At 63.9% G+C, this 17283-nt stretch carries 16 protein-coding genes and 1 pseudogene; 10 read left to right on the forward strand and 7 right to left on the reverse strand.

From position 1 onward, the window contains the following. The first annotated feature begins 3 nt into the window (after positions 1–3). The gene (gene hpaI, locus AACI_RS01820; RefSeq protein WP_012809774.1) at positions 4–909 is read left to right on the forward strand and encodes a 2,4-dihydroxyhept-2-ene-1,7-dioic acid aldolase; all 906 of its coding nucleotides are present in this window, start codon (positions 4–6) and stop codon (positions 907–909) included. Between the two features lie 169 nt (positions 910–1078). Next, on the forward strand, positions 1079–1225 hold the full coding sequence (locus tag AACI_RS16715; protein ID WP_218917101.1) for a hypothetical protein: 147 nt from the start codon (positions 1079–1081) through the stop codon (positions 1223–1225). 94 nt (positions 1226–1319) lie between these two features. Here the strand turns inward: AACI_RS16715 and AACI_RS16720 are convergent. The 3 genes and pseudogenes from AACI_RS16720 to AACI_RS01830 all read right to left on the reverse strand — a co-directional run. Further along, positions 1320–2656, reverse strand: a pseudogene (locus AACI_RS16720) (catalase); the annotation flags it as partial. Positions 2657–2767: 111 nt separating this feature from the next. Then, positions 2768–2905, reverse strand: coding sequence for a hypothetical protein (locus AACI_RS16500; protein ID WP_169304840.1), 138 nt, complete (start codon positions 2903–2905; stop codon positions 2768–2770). Between the two features lie 18 nt (positions 2906–2923). Then, a complete protein-coding gene (locus AACI_RS01830) occupies positions 2924–6130 on the reverse strand; it encodes an MMPL family transporter (protein WP_012809776.1) in 3207 nt (1068 codons plus the stop codon). Between the two features lie 252 nt (positions 6131–6382). On the opposite strand from AACI_RS01830, the gene AACI_RS01835 reads away from it, so the two are divergent. From AACI_RS01835 to AACI_RS01850, 4 genes are all read left to right on the forward strand, one after another. Continuing rightward, positions 6383–6898, forward strand: coding sequence for a CcdC family protein (locus AACI_RS01835; protein WP_012809777.1), 516 nt, complete (start codon positions 6383–6385; stop codon positions 6896–6898). Positions 6899–6925: 27 nt separating this feature from the next. Then, positions 6926–8140 carry a D-alanyl-D-alanine carboxypeptidase family protein gene (locus AACI_RS01840; RefSeq protein WP_245530663.1) on the forward strand — a complete coding sequence of 405 codons (1215 nt, stop codon included), beginning with the start codon at positions 6926–6928 and terminating at the stop codon, positions 8138–8140. Between the two features lie 19 nt (positions 8141–8159). After that, entirely contained in the window at positions 8160–10760 is a 2601-nt protein-coding gene (locus AACI_RS01845) for a penicillin-binding protein 1A (protein WP_245530753.1), read from the forward strand. A gap of 175 nt (positions 10761–10935) precedes the next feature. After that, entirely contained in the window at positions 10936–12312 is a 1377-nt protein-coding gene (locus tag AACI_RS01850) for a sugar phosphate nucleotidyltransferase (RefSeq protein WP_041707211.1), read from the forward strand. On the opposite strand, the gene AACI_RS01855 is transcribed toward AACI_RS01850, so the two are convergent. Next, complete coding sequence (locus tag AACI_RS01855) at positions 12309–12629, reverse strand: thioredoxin family protein (protein WP_012809781.1); 321 nt, start codon at positions 12627–12629, stop codon at positions 12309–12311. The two genes, AACI_RS01850 and AACI_RS01855, sit on opposite strands and share 4 nt — an antisense overlap. Positions 12630–12755: 126 nt before the next feature. Between AACI_RS01855 and AACI_RS17080 the strand changes: the two genes are divergently transcribed. Together AACI_RS17080 and AACI_RS01860 are read left to right on the forward strand one after the other, a co-directional pair. Beyond that, a complete protein-coding gene (locus AACI_RS17080) occupies positions 12756–12881 on the forward strand; it encodes a hypothetical protein (RefSeq protein WP_008336326.1) in 126 nt (41 codons plus the stop codon). Positions 12882–13099: 218 nt separating this feature from the next. Further along, positions 13100–13573, forward strand: coding sequence for a toprim domain-containing protein (locus AACI_RS01860; protein ID WP_245530664.1), 474 nt, complete (start codon positions 13100–13102; stop codon positions 13571–13573). 47 nt (positions 13574–13620) lie between these two features. Here the strand turns inward: AACI_RS01860 and map are convergent, their stop codons facing one another. The 3 genes from map to AACI_RS01875 form a co-directional block, all read right to left on the reverse strand. Beyond that, a complete protein-coding gene (gene map / locus AACI_RS01865; RefSeq protein ID WP_012809784.1) occupies positions 13621–14385 on the reverse strand; it encodes a type I methionyl aminopeptidase in 765 nt (254 codons plus the stop codon). A gap of 49 nt (positions 14386–14434) precedes the next feature. Beyond that, entirely contained in the window at positions 14435–14623 is a 189-nt protein-coding gene (locus tag AACI_RS01870; RefSeq protein ID WP_041707803.1) for a hypothetical protein, read from the reverse strand. Positions 14624–14787: 164 nt separating this feature from the next. Further along, the gene (locus AACI_RS01875; RefSeq protein ID WP_041707806.1) at positions 14788–15135 is read right to left on the reverse strand and encodes a phage holin family protein; all 348 of its coding nucleotides are present in this window, start codon (positions 15133–15135) and stop codon (positions 14788–14790) included. 150 nt (positions 15136–15285) lie between these two features. On the opposite strand from AACI_RS01875, the gene acpS reads away from it, so the two are divergent. Together acpS and AACI_RS01885 are read left to right on the forward strand one after the other, a co-directional pair. Next, complete coding sequence (gene acpS / locus AACI_RS01880) at positions 15286–15690, forward strand: holo-ACP synthase (protein WP_245530665.1); 405 nt, start codon at positions 15286–15288, stop codon at positions 15688–15690. Positions 15691–15772: 82 nt separating this feature from the next. Beyond that, positions 15773–17275, forward strand: coding sequence for a bifunctional ADP-dependent NAD(P)H-hydrate dehydratase/NAD(P)H-hydrate epimerase (locus AACI_RS01885; RefSeq protein WP_012809788.1), 1503 nt, complete (start codon positions 15773–15775; stop codon positions 17273–17275). Positions 17276–17283: the final 8 nt, after the last annotated feature.

Below are 17283 nucleotides of genomic sequence, written 5' to 3' on the forward strand. Positions count from 1 at the left end.
GTCATGGGCGCCGAAAAGGACGTGTATTCGCGCCTTCGGGGATCCATCGTGCCGATGGTCACGCCGTTTTTGGAGGACGGATCGTTTGACGAGAAGTCGTATCGTGAACTCATTGAGTGGCAGATCGAGAGCGGTTCTCACGGTATCTCTTGCGCAGGAACAACTGGAGAACCGAGTTCCCTTACGATAGAAGAACGAGAATACTTATTCGAAGTCACGATGGATGCCGTGCGCGGTCGGGTGCCTGTGGTGTTGGGGACGGGCTCGACGAACCACGCGGAGGCGCTTCGGCTCACGAAGACGGCTGAACGGCTGGGTGCGGATGCCGCGCTGGTCATCGTTCCGTATTACAACCGTCCGTCCCAGGAGGGGCTCTACCGGCACTTTCGCGCGATAGCGGACAGCGTCGACATTCCCATCATCCTGTACAACATTCCGGGACGCACCGGGGTGAACCTAGAGCCCGCCACGATGGCCCGGCTCAAGCGCGACTGCCGTAACATCATTGGCGTCAAGGAATCGAACAAGGACTTTGAGCAGGTTACACGCGTGTTCCAGGCCTGCGGCCGCGATTTCCTGGTCTATTCCGGCATAGAGCTCCTGTGTTACCCCATGCTCGCGCTGGGAGGAGCGGGGCATCTCAGCGCGACCGCCAATCTCATGCCGAGAGAAGTCGCCCGCCTGTACGACTTGGTGCAAGCCGGGAAGTGGCATGAAGCGATCGATCTTCACTTTCAACTGGTCGACATCAATGAGGCTTTGTTCTGGGAGACGAACCCAGGTCCGGTCAAGGCGTGCCTTGCCATGATGGGCAAAATTCGGCCCGTGGTGAGGCCGCCGCTCGCGCTGCCAGGAGAGGAAATGACGGCAAAGCTGCGAGGCGTGCTGACTTCGTATGGGCTGATCTGAAATCCAGTCGATTGGCGCAGCGGGGCGCCGTGAAGGCGCCCCGGGCATACAATATGCACACAATGATGAAACTGCATATTCTGAACATTCGGTTGAAATTTCGCCGCTCCCGTGTTATGATTGGTCTCAATCAAAAAGACACGTGATTCCGACGGGAGTGGTGAGAATCATGCAGAAGACGGCGGAGACCACATCGTGCGTGTTGTGCGGCACAGAGATCCCGGAGCCTTGCCGTCCTTGGGAAGAGCGCGAATGGGATCGGCTGTGTGACGACTGCGTCGATCGCTGGGTGCGCGATACGCAGTCCGAGTGGTGATGCGCTTCGGCGCATGCGAGTGTCGTGGAAATGAAGGGGCGCCTGTCCGGTGAGCCGGACGGGCGCCCCTTCGTCTGCGCGGCATACTCGAGCGTCAACCTTTCCTGAGCGCTTCCGATACCCTCCCCGCGAGGTCCTCGTCGATGTGCTCGAAGTGAACCATCTGTCGCTCGACGATCCCGCGATCGACCTGGCGCAGGGAGGCGGCGAGATTGTCGGCGAGGTCGGCCGCTCCTGCTCCGGCATCACGTGGTATAGCTTGCGGGGCTGGGTGTAGAAGTCGCGATCGCGATACTCATAGTGCCCAACAAGCCCCTGCACGGGGTACTCAGGCCCTCGCGCGCGTTCCGTGGGCGCCGGATGGCCCAGGCGGTTCGGATCATAGTTCGGCGACGGTCCGCCGTTGTCGTCGAGACGCATTGCGCCATCGCGCTGGTAGTTCTGCGCCGTCGTGGCGTGCGGGCGGTTCACCGGGAGCAAGTTGGAATTGGTGCCCAGGCGATACCTGTGCGCGTCTCCGTAGGCGAACAGCCGGCCTTGCAGCATCTTGTCGGGCGAAAAGCCGATGCCGGGCACCACGTGGGCGGGTGAAAAGGCCGCCTGTTCCACTTCGGCGAAGTAATTTTGAGGGTTGCGGTTCAAGACGAGCTTCCCGACGGGAATGAGCGGATAGTCTCCGTGCAACCAGACCTTCGTCACGTCGAACGGATCGAACGCATAACGTTCCGCGTCCTCAACCGGCATGATCTGGACGTATAGCGTCCAGGAAGGATATTCTTTACGTTCGATCGCGTCGAACAGATCGCGCGTGGCGAAGTCCGGATCGCGACCCGCCATGTCCACGGCCTCGTGTCGCCGAAAGTTGCGAATGCCTTGGTCGGTCAGGAAGTGGTACTTGACCCACACCACTTGGCCGTCTTCATTGATCCACGAGAACGTGTGCGAGCCAAAGCCGTGCATGTGGCGATATCCATAGGGCGTCCCTCGGTTGGAAAAGAGAATGAGCACTTGGTGCATGGATTCCGGGGTCAAGCTCCAGAAATCCCACATCATGTTTGGGTCCTTCAGGTGCGTCTGAGGATGGCGCTTCTGCGTGTGGATGAAGTCCGGGAACTTGAGCGGGTCTCGAATGAAGAAGACCGGTGTGTTGTTCCCGACGAGATCGTAGTTGCCTTCTTCGGTGTAGAACTTGACCGCGAACCCCCTGGGATCCCGCTCCGTGTCTGCCGAGCCCTGTTCGCCTCCGACGGTGGAGAATCGGACGAACACCTCGGTTCGCTTCCCAATCTCGCTCAGAAAGGCCGCTCGGGTGTAACGAGTGACGTCGTGCGTGACCTCGAAGTACCCGTATGCGCCGGTGCCCTTGGCGTGAACCACCCGTTCGGGAATCCGCTCCCGGTTGAAGTGAGCCAACTTTTCAATCAGATGGATGGCCCAACAAACGGGATACCGAGTGGTGGGGGCTGATCTGGTGTTTCGCGGCATTTGTCCGGATTGCCAGCGTGTCGCAACAGCCCATGCCGCACCCGGTTTGGAGCGGGGCTAAGCATCGATCCGCCATGGCGCGGGTCGGAACTGGCTCGCTTGGGCCAGCCACTCGGCCCGCAGCGACGGAGACAGGTAAAACGCCACCTGCTGCACCTTGGCCAGCAGGTGGCGTTTGTCGTCCGTCCGACGCAACCGCGAACGCCTTCCCATTCACTCCGCAGCCAGTTCTTCCGGCAGCCTCAGCTCCTGCTCCTCCCGAGGCACTCTGCGAAACGGCCAGAAATGGGCTTCTCCCACAATCGCGGTGCAGGCCGGCACGAAGAGGGCCAGCACGATGAGCGCGTACAGCGCGAGGCCGATGATGACCGACAACCCGATCTCGACGAGCGTCGTCACGCCGGAGACGGACATGGAGCCAAAGGTGCCCGCCATGATGGCTGCGGCAGAGAAGATCACGTTGCCCATCTGGCGCATGGCATAAAGCATCGCGCTGCGCAGGTTGAGCTCCGGATGGCGCCTCAGTTCCTCGTCGAAGCGCGACATCAAGAAAATCGAGTAGTCGACGCCGAGCGCCACCAACAGGAGAAGCGCGAAAAACGGAACCGTCCAGCTGATGCCCGCCTTGTGCATCACATCCACGGCGACAAACTGCAGGCACGCCATCGTCACGAAGTACGTCCCGGTGAGCGACGCAATGACGTACAAGGGTGCGATGAGCGATCTCAGCATCACCACGAGCAGGAGAAAGATGGACCCCAGAATGAGCGCCATCATGCGGACGAAGTCCTGATTGGACAGTTGGTTCAGCGCGTACTGTGTCGGCGTGGTTCCGGCGAACCCGACCTGCCCGGTGTGAATCGGCGCGGCCGTGAAGGCCGCCTGGGCGACCGTCTCAAGCCTCGGCATCTCCTGAATCGCCGTCATGGAATACGGGTCCGACTTCAGTGTGACGCGAATGTCCGCCACGTGCCCATCCGGCGAGATGTAGCTGTCCAGGGCTTGGCGCAGGCTCTTGTTCGACGAGATGGCGGACGCAGGCACGTAGAAGCCGGGATCGCCCGACGTCTGCGCCTTGGCGGTCTCGTCGAGCGCGGTCTTGACCGTGCCCACGCCGTTCGACAGCTTGACGAGCGCGCTGTGAAGCTGATTCTCCCCGGCGCCCGCGTTCGAGAGCCCGGAGGAAAATTGCGCAGCTCCGGCCGCCCACTTGCCAAGCCCCGCCTGAAGTTGGCGAGCGCCGCCACTCAGCTGATTCAGTCCTTGGGCCAGGGAAGAAGCGCCTTGACCCACTTGGGCAGCCCCGTCGCTCAGGCCTTTGGCGCCAGATGCCGCGCCGCGGCTTCCGGCCGCCAGCTGGCTCGCGCCCGCGGCGACTTTGCCCGCGCCCTCTGCCAGTGAGGTGGCGCCGTTCGCCCACTGGCTCGTGCCATTCGCCAGCTGGCTGGCCGCCTTGGCCGTCTGCTGCGCCCCCGCTGCGTTGCCCTGCGCCAGCGCGACAATCTGCTGCCAGTTGGGATCGGAAGCTTCCGCCGGATGCGCCTTCGTCCAGGCCGCGATGGCGTTCGCGAGCTGCTGCGCCGCCTGCGCTTCGCGAGCAGCGCCATTCGCCAGCGCCGTCTGCCCCGATGCGATGCTGCGCGCCGACGTGGCGAGCTTATCGGCGCCCTGTGCCACCTGTTGCGATCCGGCCGCCACCTGCGCAGCGCCGCTGGCCAGCTGCGTGTTTGCCTGCGTCAGCCGCGATGCGCCGCTCGAAAGCGCCTGTGCGCCCGCGGCGAGCTTCGAAGCGCCCTCTTGCGCCTGCGCCGCGCCTTGGCTCAGCTTCCCGCCCGCCTGCGCGAGCGCCGAGGCCCCACTCGACAGCGTGTTCGCCGCATTCGCCGCCTGCTGTGCGCTCTTTGTGCCGACGTGGCTCGCCACCTGGTTCAGGCCCGTCTGCACCTTGCCCAGGCCATTGGCCGCGAGCTGGTTCTGCTTCGCCAATTCAAATTCGGCGATGACGCTGCCCGTCGGCCGGGTGGCGCTCTGCACCTGCTGCACAAAAGGCAGCTTCGCGATGGCCTCCGACACCTGCTCGATGGTCGCCAGCCCCTCCGGCGTGCGCAGATTGTCCGGCGTGTCGATCACGACGTCCATCGGCAGGACCTTGCCGGGGCCGAACGCCTTGGACACCACGTGAAAGCCCTCGACGGAAGGCGCCGTCGGGATGTCGGAGGTCGGATCGAACGTGCGCTTGTCCGTGAAGGACAGCGCAATGGGCGTCAGCACCACGAGCACCCCGGCGAGTGTCCACCAGGGATGCCGGAGCGCGGTCCTGCCGGTCAGATCCCAGATGCGGGAGGGCTTGTGACTCGCGCCGTCGAGGTTGCGCCGCGGCCAGAACACGTAGCGCCCGAGCACCATCATGAGCGCCGGGAGGAACGTGAGGCATGCAAACAGCGTCACGGCCAAGCCCACTGCCACGCCGACGCCGGATCGGAAGAGGCCGAAGCGGGCGAAATACAGCGTCGCAAACGAGAGAAAGACGGTGAGCGCGCTGTACACGACGGTCTTGGCCACTCCGGACATCGCTCGCGCGAGGGCGTCCACTGGGGCGAGACCCCGGCTCGCCTCCTCGCGGAATCGATTCAGCACGATGATGCTGTAGTCGGTTCCCGCGCCGAAGATGATGGCGATGAGAAACGTGTCCGTGAAGGTCGAGACCGGCAGGCCCACGTTCGCCAAGACGGCCACGAGATTCGTCGTCAGAAGATAGGAAAGCCCGATGCTGAGCAGGGTCAAAAATGGGGCCACGACGGATCGAAAGACGACGAGCAGAATGACGAGCACCAGGGCGATGGTCACGCCTGCCGTCTTGGAAGCGCCGTCCATCGAGATGTTGATGTTGTCGTTCTCGATGGGCGTGTCGCCCGTGAAGAGGATCTGTGCATCCTTGGGCGGTTGCTGAAACACCTGATGAAGCTGGTTCAACGACGCGTCGGTGGCCTTGGATACGTCGTTACCCGGAAAGCCGATGGTCGCGATCTCCACCGTGCGATCCGCGCTGAAAAACTGGTTCTGCACCGACTTCGACTGGTTGTAGGCGGCCGTGACGGTCTTCACGCCGTAGGCGGGTTTATGGTCAGCCACCTGCTTCAGCTTTTGCGTGAACCACGCCTTGTCCGCCGCCGTCAATCCATGCGGGTTGTACATGGCCACCACGGCGCTCGAACCCGCTTGGCGCGCCGGATCGACCCGCTTCAGCCAATTACTGGCGATCACGACGCTCGACGAGTTTGGCAAAAATTCCGTGTTCTTGTGGGCGACAATCGCGTTGAGCTGCGGCAGCAACACGTGCGCGAGCGCCACCGCGAGGATCCAAACGGCGATGATCCCATACTTGAAGCGCGCGACGAAATGGGCGTAACGCTCTGCCACGGACTCGCCTCCTTCTCCATGACGGGCTTGACAACTGATTTAGTGACCGAAAGAATTCTACCAGGCTGCTGTCAGGTTTACCAGACGATTTTCCTCACGCCGCGCCCACTCGTGTGCAAAGTTCGCAGTTTTGTAGATCGCTGTTCAAGAAAGCGTTGAGTCAATGGTGGTATACTCACACGTAGTCCGCATGGGGGAAGCGATTGTCGCCATATCAGCTCGTCGGATCTCGCAGGAAGGCGAGGGGAGAGCGTGAATCACAGCGAAGTCACCACGCTGATTGCAACCGTTGTCGCCGTCGTGTTCGCCATCACGGTCATTTTTGTGCGGCTGCGGGCATCCAAGCGCCCGACGAATGCGCGGAAGATCCTCATCCCGCCGCTCGCCATGAGCACGGGATTCCTGATGTATGTGTTTCCATTCACGCGCGAGCCGATTCTGTATGCCGTCGCCGCGTTCCTGGTGGGGTGCATGTTCAGCTATCCGCTGATCGCGACGAGCCATTTTTACGTAGGAGAAGATGGCGTCTATTTGAAGCGGTCGCGGGCGTTCATCTATATCTTGCTCGGGCTGTTGGTGGTGCGCATTGTCCTCCACAGCGTCGTCGAGCGATATGTGGATGTGTACCAGACGGGATCGCTCTTCTTCTGCCTGGCGTTCGGCATGCTCGTGCCGTGGCGCATCGCGATGTTTGTGCGCTACAAGCGCTTGATCCGCGAGATGGAGGCGTCGAAGTCCGGCGCCAAGACTGAACAGCCTGCGACCTGAGGGGCGCGGGACGAGCAGCATAGGAGGATGGTTGTGCGTAGTTTGCGCGGTTTCGTCATTGCTATCGTGATTGCCATCATCGTCATCGGCGTGCCGGTTCTCCAGTTGGTGCGCCCCATCCCGCAGGCGGCCTCCGATGTGGCCGCGCCACTGCCGCGCGCCATTCCGGGTGAGAAGCCCGTCATCCATTGGCCTTCGCAGGGCGAGGCCGCGCTGATGGCCGACGGCGTGGGCAGCTTCGGATCGTCCGGGCCTCAGGTTCCTGTGCCCATCGCAAGCGTGACCAAGGTCATGACGGCGTACCTTGTGCTTCAGAAGCACCCGCTGCAGCTGGGGCAACAGGGGCCTTCCATCACCATCACGCCGGATGACGTGAAGGTGTATGAGAGAGACAAGGCCCTGGGACAATCCGTGGTGAAGGTGGCCGCAGGAGAACAAATCACGGAATATCAGGCGCTCGAGGGGCTGCTTTTGCCTTCCGGCAACAACATGGGCACGCTCTTGGCGAAGTGGTGCGATGGCTCCGTGCAGGCGTTCGTCCAGGAGATGAACGCGACCGCGAAAAGGCTTGGCATGACCGAGACGCACTACGCGGATCCCACGGGATACTCGCCCGCGAGCCAGAGCGACGCGGTGGATCAAATGAAGCTGTTTGCGCTGGCGATGCAGAACCCGGTGTTCCGACAGATTGTGGGTGAGGCGCAAGCAGAGCTCCCTGTCGCGGGGCTTGTGTACAATGTCGATTCGGTGGTGGGGCATGGAACCATCATCGGAGGCAAGACGGGATCGACGCTCGAGGCGGGCGGCTGTTTTGTGTTTGCCGCGCGCAAGGTCATCGGCAACCGCGAGGTGCTGATCATCGGCGCGGTGCTGGGTCAGAAGGGCCCGCAGCCCCTTGCTGAGGCGTTGACCGCGGCCGTCGCGATGTCGCAGGACGCCCAGAAGGCGCTGCGATCCGTCCAACTCGTCTCCGCCGGGCAGACGGTGGGGACGCTGTCTGCGCCCTGGGCCAAGCCCGTCTCGCTCGTCGCGACGGAGCCGGTGCAGGTCATCGGCTGGGGAGGACTCCCCGTGCAGCAGACGTATCGGGCGGATGTGCTGGATCCGAAGAAGCCGATTGCGGCCGACCAAGTGGTGGGCCAACTCCAAATTCAGGTGGGGGCGCAGACGGTGCGCGTGCCGGTTGCGGCCGCATCGTCCGTTCCGGCGCCCACGCTCAGTTGGCGCATGAAGCGACTCTGAGAAGTCCATATCGATGGAGGTGGGCCGTTTGGTCCGACGATGGATTGCCATCGCCCTCGGAACGGTCGTCGCGTTTGTCGTGGTGATTGCGGTTGGGTTGTACCTCGCGGTCCGGCTCACGCCGTTTGACGCGAGCCTGTTGGAGGAATCGCATCAACCGACGGTCGTGTACGCCGCCGACGGGACGAAGCTCCTGACGCTCGGCTCGCCGAACACGGATTTGACCTATAACCAGATTCCGAAGGACATCCAGGACGCGATTGTCGCGACGGAAGATCACACCTTCTGGACCAATAGCACGGGCATCGATCTCAAATCCGTCTTTCGCGCGCTGTTCGTGGACGTCTCCTCGGGCAGCCTGGCCCAGGGTGCGAGCACCATCCCCGAGCAGTTGGCGAAGATGGTCTACCTGACGGATCAGAAGACGTTTGCGCGCAAGTTCAAGCAGATCATCTTGGGCCTGCAGATCGAGCGCAATTTCACCAAGCAGGAAATCCTCACGATGTACCTGAACCGCATTCCGATGGGCGAGAGCGCGGTCGGGATCGAGCAGGGGGCCCTGCGGTATTTTGGCATCGACCTCAAGGCGGAACCGAACAAGCTGACGCTCGCGGACGCGGCGCTGCTTGCGGGGCTGCCACAGGCGCCTTCGGCGTACGATCCGCTCGTGCACCCGCAGGCGGCCATCGAGCGGCGCAATCAGGTGCTGCAGAACATGGTGCGCTACGGCTATATCACGCAAGCGCAGGCCGACGCCGCGGAGAAGCAGCCGCTCGGGGTGTCGTTCCACTCGTTCCCGGGTGACGGTTGGGATACCCAGCCGCTTTTCACGAATTTCCTGCTCGATTACCTGAATCGGCACGGCATCCCGCCTCAGGAGGTCATGCAGGGCGGGTTGAAGATCTACACGACCATCGCGCCGAACGTGCAGAACGCGATTGACGAGGTGTTCTGGAGCGGGAAGTACGACGCGGACTTCCCGGGGCCGACGACCGGGACCGTCGTGGAAGGCGCGGCGATCTTCGTGGATCCGAAGACCGGGGCCATCCTCGGCGCGGCGGGATCGCGCAGGCAGGGGTACGTGCCGCTCGGGCTCGATCGCGTCTATCAAGCGAGCTCGCCGGGATCGTCCATCAAGCCCATCATGGACTACGCGCCGGCCTTGGCCACGGGCAAGTGGACGTACACGTCCATCCTGGACAACACGCCCCAGGATTTCGGCGGCGGTTACATCCCGCAGAACTGGGATCCGAACGCGCCGCCGAAGGTGACGCTCCAGTATGCGCTGGAGTGGTCGCAGAACGTGGCGTCGGTCTGGCTGTTGTCGCAGATCGGTATTGACACGGGGGCCAACTTCGCCAAGGCGGACGGCATCCCGCTCACGCCGAAGGACTATGAGCACCTGGGCATCGCCATCGGCGGCTTGGAGAATGGGGTCACGCCGATGGAGATGGTCGCTGCGTATACGCCGTTTGACAACAACGGCATTCGGTCTCAGCCGTATCTCATCACGAAGATTGTGAACAGCCAGGGCGGGATCATCTATCACGAGGGGCCGCAGCAGACGCAGGTGATGTCTCCGCTGGTGGCGCTCGACATGACGCGCCTGATGGAGGACGTCGTGGATTACGGCACGGGCCAGAACGCCAAGCTCCCGGGCTGGGGCGTCGCGGGCAAGACGGGCACGGTGCAGTACAGCGCCGGCCTCGTGAGCGATCACCCGAACTGGGTGCGCGACGGCTGGTTCGACGGCTACACGCCGAACCTCGTGGGCAGCATTCACATCGGGTACGACGTGTCGACGCCGGAACATCACATGACGATGTCGCCGGTCGATCCGTCCGCGAACGCGGCGCAGATCTTTCACGACATCATCGCGCTGGCGCTGGCGAACGAGGCGCCGGAGCAGTTCCCGGTGGGTCCGTACCCCTACATCACGGGCACCGCGCAAGGTGTCGACTACGTGAATCAGATGAACGGCGGGCAGAACAACGCGAATCCGACGAACGCCATCACCAACCTGTCCGCGACGTACAACCCGAACGCCAACACGGTGACCCTGTCCTGGTCCGGCAGCTTCTCGCAGCCCGTGACCTACGTGGTGACGCGCGTGTCCACGAACGGCGCGGACGAGACGGTGCCCGTGGGCCAGACGACGGCGCAGACCATCACGGACACGTCCGTGCAGCCCAATGAGACGTACATCTACACCGTTCAGGCCACGAGCCAGGCGACCGGTCAGGCCGTGGGCAAGCCGGCGTCGGTAACGGTGACGACGAGCCAAGCGCCGCCGAACGGGAACAACCAGACGAACACGGTGCCGCCCGGCAACGGCTTGAACAACACGCTCCCGGGAAACAGGACGGGCGGTCTCTGGAACCAGAGCCTGGGCAACACGACCATTGGAAACACCACCACAGGCACGAGTAACGACATCGGCAACACGGCAAACACGGCACCGACCAACACCGCGGTGACGTCGACGCCTCCCGGGGCCGCCAGCCCGAGTCCCAAGTCGCAGGTGGTGTCGTCTGGGAAAGGCGGTCATGGCAACGGAAGTGGGGACACCAACGGTTCGGCCGCGAATGGCGCCCAGGCGAACATCGCAAATACACCATGAGCAAGCGGGGCTGCTCCCAGCCATGTGGATGGCGGGCCAGCCCCGTTTTCGTGGGCCTCGAGAGCGTCTCGAACCCGTGGACGAAACGCGCACCCATGCTTTATAGTGAGAACTGTGAGTGATGGGGGGCGTATCCATCCGCCACTACAAGACATTCCAGGGAAGGGAGTGGTGCGTGGTGAAACTGGTTCTTCTGAGCGGCGGATCGGGCAAGCGCCTGTGGCCCATGTCGAACGACGTCCGGTCCAAGCAGTTTTTGCGCATTTTGCCCCGGCCGGACGGCGAGGGGCTCGAGTCGATGCTTCAGCGCGTCTGGCGGCAGATCGGACAGGCCGGACTGGCCGCCGACGATGTGTTTGTGTGCGCGTCGAAGCCGCAGGTGGAGGTGATTCGCGCGCAAATTGGCGAGATCGACGTGATTGAGGAGCCCACGCGGCGGGACACCTTCGCGGCCATCGCCCTGTCGACCTTGTACCTCGTCGACGAGCGGGGCATGGATCCCGACGAGCCGGTGGTCGTCTGCCCCGTGGACCACTTTGTGGACGATCACTATTTCCAAGAAATCCAAAATCTAGGGCCGATTCTGCTCCGCGAAGGCGCCGAGATGGCGCTCATGGGCGTGTGGCCGACGGAGCCGACGAGCAAATTTGGCTACATCGTCCCGGAGGCGCCCGCCGACGGCGACTGTTTCCGCGTGAAGCGATTCGTTGAAAAGCCGGAGCGAGCCGTGGCCGAGGAGCTGATTCGCCAAGGGGCGCTGTGGAACTGCGGCGTGTTCTGCTTCCAGCCGCGAACCATCGTCCGCATCCTGCGCGATCGCGGCCTGCCATCGACGTACGCGGAGGCGCGCAGCGGCTTCGATCAGTTCCCCAAGCGAAGCTTCGACTACGAGGTCGTGGAGAAGCTCTCCTCCATCGTGGCGCACCCGTATCGCGGCACCTGGTCCGATCTCGGCACCTGGTCGTCCCTCGCCGAGCAGATGGAGAGCGAGGCGGTTGGCCGCGCGATTCTCTCGCAGTGCGAGGACACGCACGTGGTGAACGAGCTGGGTCTGCCGGTTGTGGCGCTTGGGCTGAAGAGGGCCATCGTCGTGGCCACGCCGGACGGGATTCTCGCGGCGGACAAGGACATGGCCGCGGGGCTGAAGGACGTCGTTGCGCCACTTGACAACCGGCCGATGTACGAGGAGCGCCGCTGGGGGCGCTACCGCGTGATTGACTATCAGTTGCTCGACGACGAGACGGAAGTCCTCACGAAGTGCGTCGAGCTCCTGCCCGGCCGCAACCTCAGCTATCACCGGCACAAGTGGCGCGAAGAGATCTGGACCATCATCGAGGGCGAGGGCGAGATCGTCGTCGATGACCGGTGGCAGAGGGTCGCGGCGGGCGACATTGTCCGCGCGCCGCAGGGGGTGTGGCACGCGATTCGCACCGAGACCGGCATGCAGTTCATCGAGGTCCAGCGCGGGCGGGGGCTCGTGGAAGAGGACATCGAGCGCAAATACCTCACCTGGGAAGAGCTCGCGGCGGTGCTGCCCGGCATTCCGCGTTAACGCTCGAGAAACTGCCGAATCGCGTCGGCGAGATCGACCACGTCGCCAAACCGGTATTGGACGTGGGCGATCTCGCCGTTTTTCACGTACAACAGCGCCGGCACACTCTCGATCTTCCACGACTGCATGGCCTCGGGCGCGAGGTTGGCGTCGAGATCGTAGAGCGGAAGCCGGTTGGTGTGGGCCGCGTCGACGACCTCCAGCATGCGCCGAGCGAGTTGACACGTGCCGCAGAGCGGCGTGTGGACGAAGACGAGGGCCTCGTGGGGCAGGGTGCCGAGCGCCTCGGGTCTGTCTCCTGGGAACGGTGTGAACATGGGAATCCGTCTCCCTTCGGTGTGGACTTGGCGGGGGCCCTGGACATTCGCCCGCACCATCGCGTTCTTCCCGCATTCTATGGCAATGTGCCGACCGGCACAAACCTGTCGGAGGAGGGAACGCGGATGTACGGTGTGTTTGGTGGCTACACGCGTTGGGCAGTGGTGTTTCTGATCATCTTCGTGCTCTTCTTCCTGCTCGTTCCCGCGTACACGTGCTCGACGACCACGACCTGCACGCCCGTGGCGTGAGGCCGCAAAGCGTCCGCACCGCCGCCCCCACCCTGGAGGCGGCCTTTTTTCTACATACGGGAGCGGAGTCCCGTCCGTATGGGGACGAGTTGGCTCTGCATACACTGCGAAAAAAGGGGGCGGGATCGCATCGGGGCACGCATGTTCAATTGGGCGCACGCCGTGGCGCCGTGGCTTCCAGGGACGACCTCTGCCGATGGGGCGCGACTCGTGCTATGATGGACGTGATCCGACGAAGTCACCTTCGCCGCGCGGCCTGGGCCGCGCGCGATGACGGAAGGAAGTTGAGCGACATGCGGACGCACGCGACTTCGCGAAAAGTCATCATCGTCGAAGGCAAGACGGACAAGTCGAGAATTCTGAAGGTGCTGCGCGAAGAGGTGGACGTGGTGTGCACGCAGGGCACGCTGAGCTACGAGCAGGTAGAAAACGACATCGTCCCGCTGCAGCACGACGAGGTGTATATCCTGGTGGACGCAGATGCGGCTGGGAATCGGTTGCGCAAGCAGCTGAAGCGAGAACTGCCGAACGCGATCGACCTCTACACGCGCAAATCGTATCGCGAGGTTGCCCGCACGCCGCTCGAACACCTTGCGAAGATTCTTGCGGACGCTCACTTTGAGATCGATGAGCAGTGGCTGCAGGTGCGGCCGCCCCGACGGGAGCGGGTGCCGAAGACGGTTCACGGATGAATGGAGGCCGCTCAGGCGCGGAATGCGCGCTGGGCGGCCTTTTTGGCTCACTCGCCGTCCTGCTTGGTGATGATCTCGGGGCCTTCGTCCGTGATGATGAGCGTGTGTTCGTACTGCGCGCTCAAACTGCCATCGGCGGTGCGAGCCGTCCAGCCGTCGGGATCGAGCTTGGTCTCGTATGTACCGACGTTGACCATGGGTTCCACGGTGAACGCCATGCCCTTTCTGATCTTCGGCCCGCGGTGCGGCGGGCCGAAATGCAGGACCTCGGGGCTCTCGTGCATCTGGCGCCCGATGCCATGGCCGATGTAATCGCGCACGACGGAGAACCCCTGCGCCTCGACATAGGTCTGAATGGCGTGGCCGATATCCGAGATGTGGTTGCCTGGAATCGCCTGTTCAATCCCGATGTAGAGCGCGCGGCGCGTCACGTCGAGCAACCGGCGCGCCGTCTCGCTGACCTCGCCGACGGCGTAGCTCCAGGCGGAGTCGGCGTGAAGCCCCTTGTGCACCGCGACCATGTCCACCGTGACGATGTCGCCCTCCTGAAGGACGTACTCGCCCGGGAAGCCGTGGCAGATGACGTCGTTGACCGACGTGCACGAGGCGAAGGGATAGCCTCGGTAGCCCTTCTGTGCGGGCTCCATGCGGTACCGGCGGATGAAGTCCTCGACAAACTGGTCAATGTCGATGGTCCGAATGCCGGGCCTGATGAAGCTGCGCAGCGCCTCGTGGCAGCCTGCGACCACCTTTCCGGCCTCTCGCATCAGATTTTGTTCGTGCCGGCTCTTCAGCGTGATCAAACCTTGCATGGTATGTATCGCTCCGTTCGCTGTCGTGGCCCGGGCGAGGCTCAGTGGCTCACAGCCCCGTGGTGGGCGCGTAGATGTGGTCCGTGGTGATGAAGATGACGCCGATCACGACGCCAAGCACAAAATAGGCGATCATCTTCGCCCGCGACATGGGTTGCGCGCCCGGGCGGATCTTCATGAGGTACGTGAAGGCGACGCCGACGACGAGGATGAAGATGGCCTCAAGCAGGTGATGCACGTCCGTCCGTCCTTTCCGTGGACATATCTCGATCATTGTGCCATAAACGAAGTTGAAATGCACGAACGCGCTCGTAGCGATGCGCACCTGCCCATGCACGAGAAAAGGGCCGCCTCGGCCCATCGGACGGATGAGCACGGAGGCAGCCCCAGGCTTCGCTTGACTCAGTCGTTTCTCGGCCGGCGGAAGCTCGTCGGGATGAACAGGTCGATGATGCCGATGACGAGCGACGCCAACAGGGCGCCGATGATGCTCACGTGCATGCCGTGCACGAAGATCTGCGCGACATAGATGACGATGGCGCCGCTGATGAAGCCGATGATGCCTCGCCCGTACGGCGAGATCCTCCGCCCGAACAGGGCTTCCATGGCCAATCCCAACAGCGTGATGACAATCGCGGCGATGATGGCGCGCCAGAATCCGTGGATGTAAAAGCCGTGGACGATATGGCTGACGAGCAACAGGACCAATGCAGAGACGATAAAGCGGACAATGTGACCAAGGATATGCATGGTCATCCCCCCTTGTTCCAGTTTACCGTAGATGTCCGCGTTCGGAAAGGGGATCCGAGTCATCCACAGAATTACGGTCTCCGCCATGAAACTTTTCCTGTGACGAGATGGAAACCGCCTGCGCCGTAGTACAATCGATCCAAAGAGGTGGTGAGGCGCTTGATCCTCGGAATCGGCAACGACGTGATCGAGATCCGCCGCATTCGCGCGGCGCTCGAGCGGCGAGGCGAGGCGTTCGTCCAGCGCGTGCTCGCCCCGGAAGAACGTCTCCTCGCGGCCGGCATCTCCGACGCGGCCAGGTTCGCGGAGTTTGTGGCGGGCCGATTTGCAGCGAAGGAGGCCGTCGCGAAGGCCGCTGGCTGCGGCCTCGCTCGCCTGTCCATGCCGCACGTGGCCGTATTGCTTGGCCGCGAGGGCTTGCAGGTCGCCTGGAAGCCGCCATCCGCGCTTTGGGACCGATTCGGTCCGCCGGATGCCGCCCGCGTTCGGATTCATCTCGCCCTCACCCACGGCGCCGGCATCGCGTTCGCCGTCGCCGCCTTGGAGCAGTTGTGACCGTCGCACGCGCTTGTCACCGTTGTACATACTTCGTGGACACGGCTCATATCCATATACCAATCCTCGGGGAGGGCACTCTGTGTATCTCGTCACGAGTGATGAAATGCGGTGTTTCGATCACGACACCATCCATCGCCTGGGCGTCCCGGCCATCGTCCTGATGGATCACGCGGGCCGCGCCATCGCCGAGCGCGTCCGGGAACTCCGGCCGGACAAAGTGGTGGTCCTGTGTGGCAAGGGCATGAACGGCGGCGACGGCTGGGTTGCGGCGCGATGGCTGCGCCACGCGGGCATCGAGGTCGAAGTGTTGTCCTCGTGCGATCCGGCCGCCCTTCAGGGCGACGCGCGCGCCGCACAGCAGATGGCGGAGCGGTTTGGCGTCCCGTGGCGGGTCTACGAGCCGGGGAGCCTCCACCAGGCGCTCTCGGGCTTCGACCAGGGCGGACGCCGTCGCGCCGTGCTCATCGACGCGCTCCTAGGCACCGGGGTTTCCCGCCCCGCCGAAGGCGTGATCGCGCAGATGATTGAGGAGGCCAACGCGTCTTCGGCGTACATCGTGAGCGCTGACCTTCCGTCCGGCGTCGACGCGTCCACCGGGGAGGTCCCTGGGCCTGCCATCGCGGCGCACGAGACCATCGCCATGGCGGCGGAGAAGCTCGGCACGGCGGTGACGCCCGGCGCCATCCACGCCGGCCGCGTGCGCGTGGCAGACGTCGGTATCCCTGTCGATCCGGCGCGCGTCCGGGCGTCCTACGTGTCGCCCGCGGCCTTTGGCCGCCGGTTCGGCTTCCGCAGCGCCATGAGCCACAAGGGCACCTTCGGCAAGGTGGGCATCGCCCTCGGCCAGATGCCGGGCGCGAGCCGGCTCGCCTCGCTCGCTGCGCTTCGCGCAGGCGCGGGACTGGTAGTCGTCGCGGGCGCTCGTGTGGAAGCGTCGCTGTTCGCGCCCGATGTCGTCGTTCGGGAAGGCGGCGATCCCGCCCAGCTGCTGCAGGACGTGGACGCCGTGATCGTCGGTCCGGGGCTTGGGCTGCTCGGCCGCGAGGCGCGCACGTGGCTGTACGATCTCGTCCGGGCGGGCGTGGCGCGCGGAGTCATTGACGCGGAGGCGCTCGCGGCCGTGGCGCACGCGGGCCAGTTTGATCCGGTGGCGGGCGAGTTTGTCCTGACGCCCCATCCCAAGGAGGCCGCGCGCATGCTCGGCTGGGACGCGCGCCAGGTGCAGGCGCGGCGGCTCGAGGCCGCGAGGACCATCGCCGCCCGCAGTCAGGCGGTGACGCTCCTCAAGGGGCACCGGACCGTCATCGCGCACCCCGATGGGCGGGTGCGAGTGAATCCCACCGGATCGAGCGCGCTCGCGGTGGCGGGGACGGGCGACGTGTTGGCCGGCGTCATCGGCGCGCTCATCGCGCAGGGTCTGGACGCGTTCGACGCCGCCTCCATTGGCGCCTGGCTGCACGGCCGGGCCGGCGAGCGCGCAGGGGAAGATCTGACGGAGGTCGCCGTCACGGCTTCGGACGTCATTGCGCGGCTGCCGGACGCGGTGCGCGCGTATCGCGCGGAGATGGGCGCCTCGGAGTGAGGATGGTG

This window comes from Alicyclobacillus acidocaldarius subsp. acidocaldarius DSM 446 (genome assembly GCF_000024285.1).
Classification (GTDB): Bacteria; Bacillota; Bacilli; order Alicyclobacillales; family Alicyclobacillaceae; genus Alicyclobacillus; species Alicyclobacillus acidocaldarius.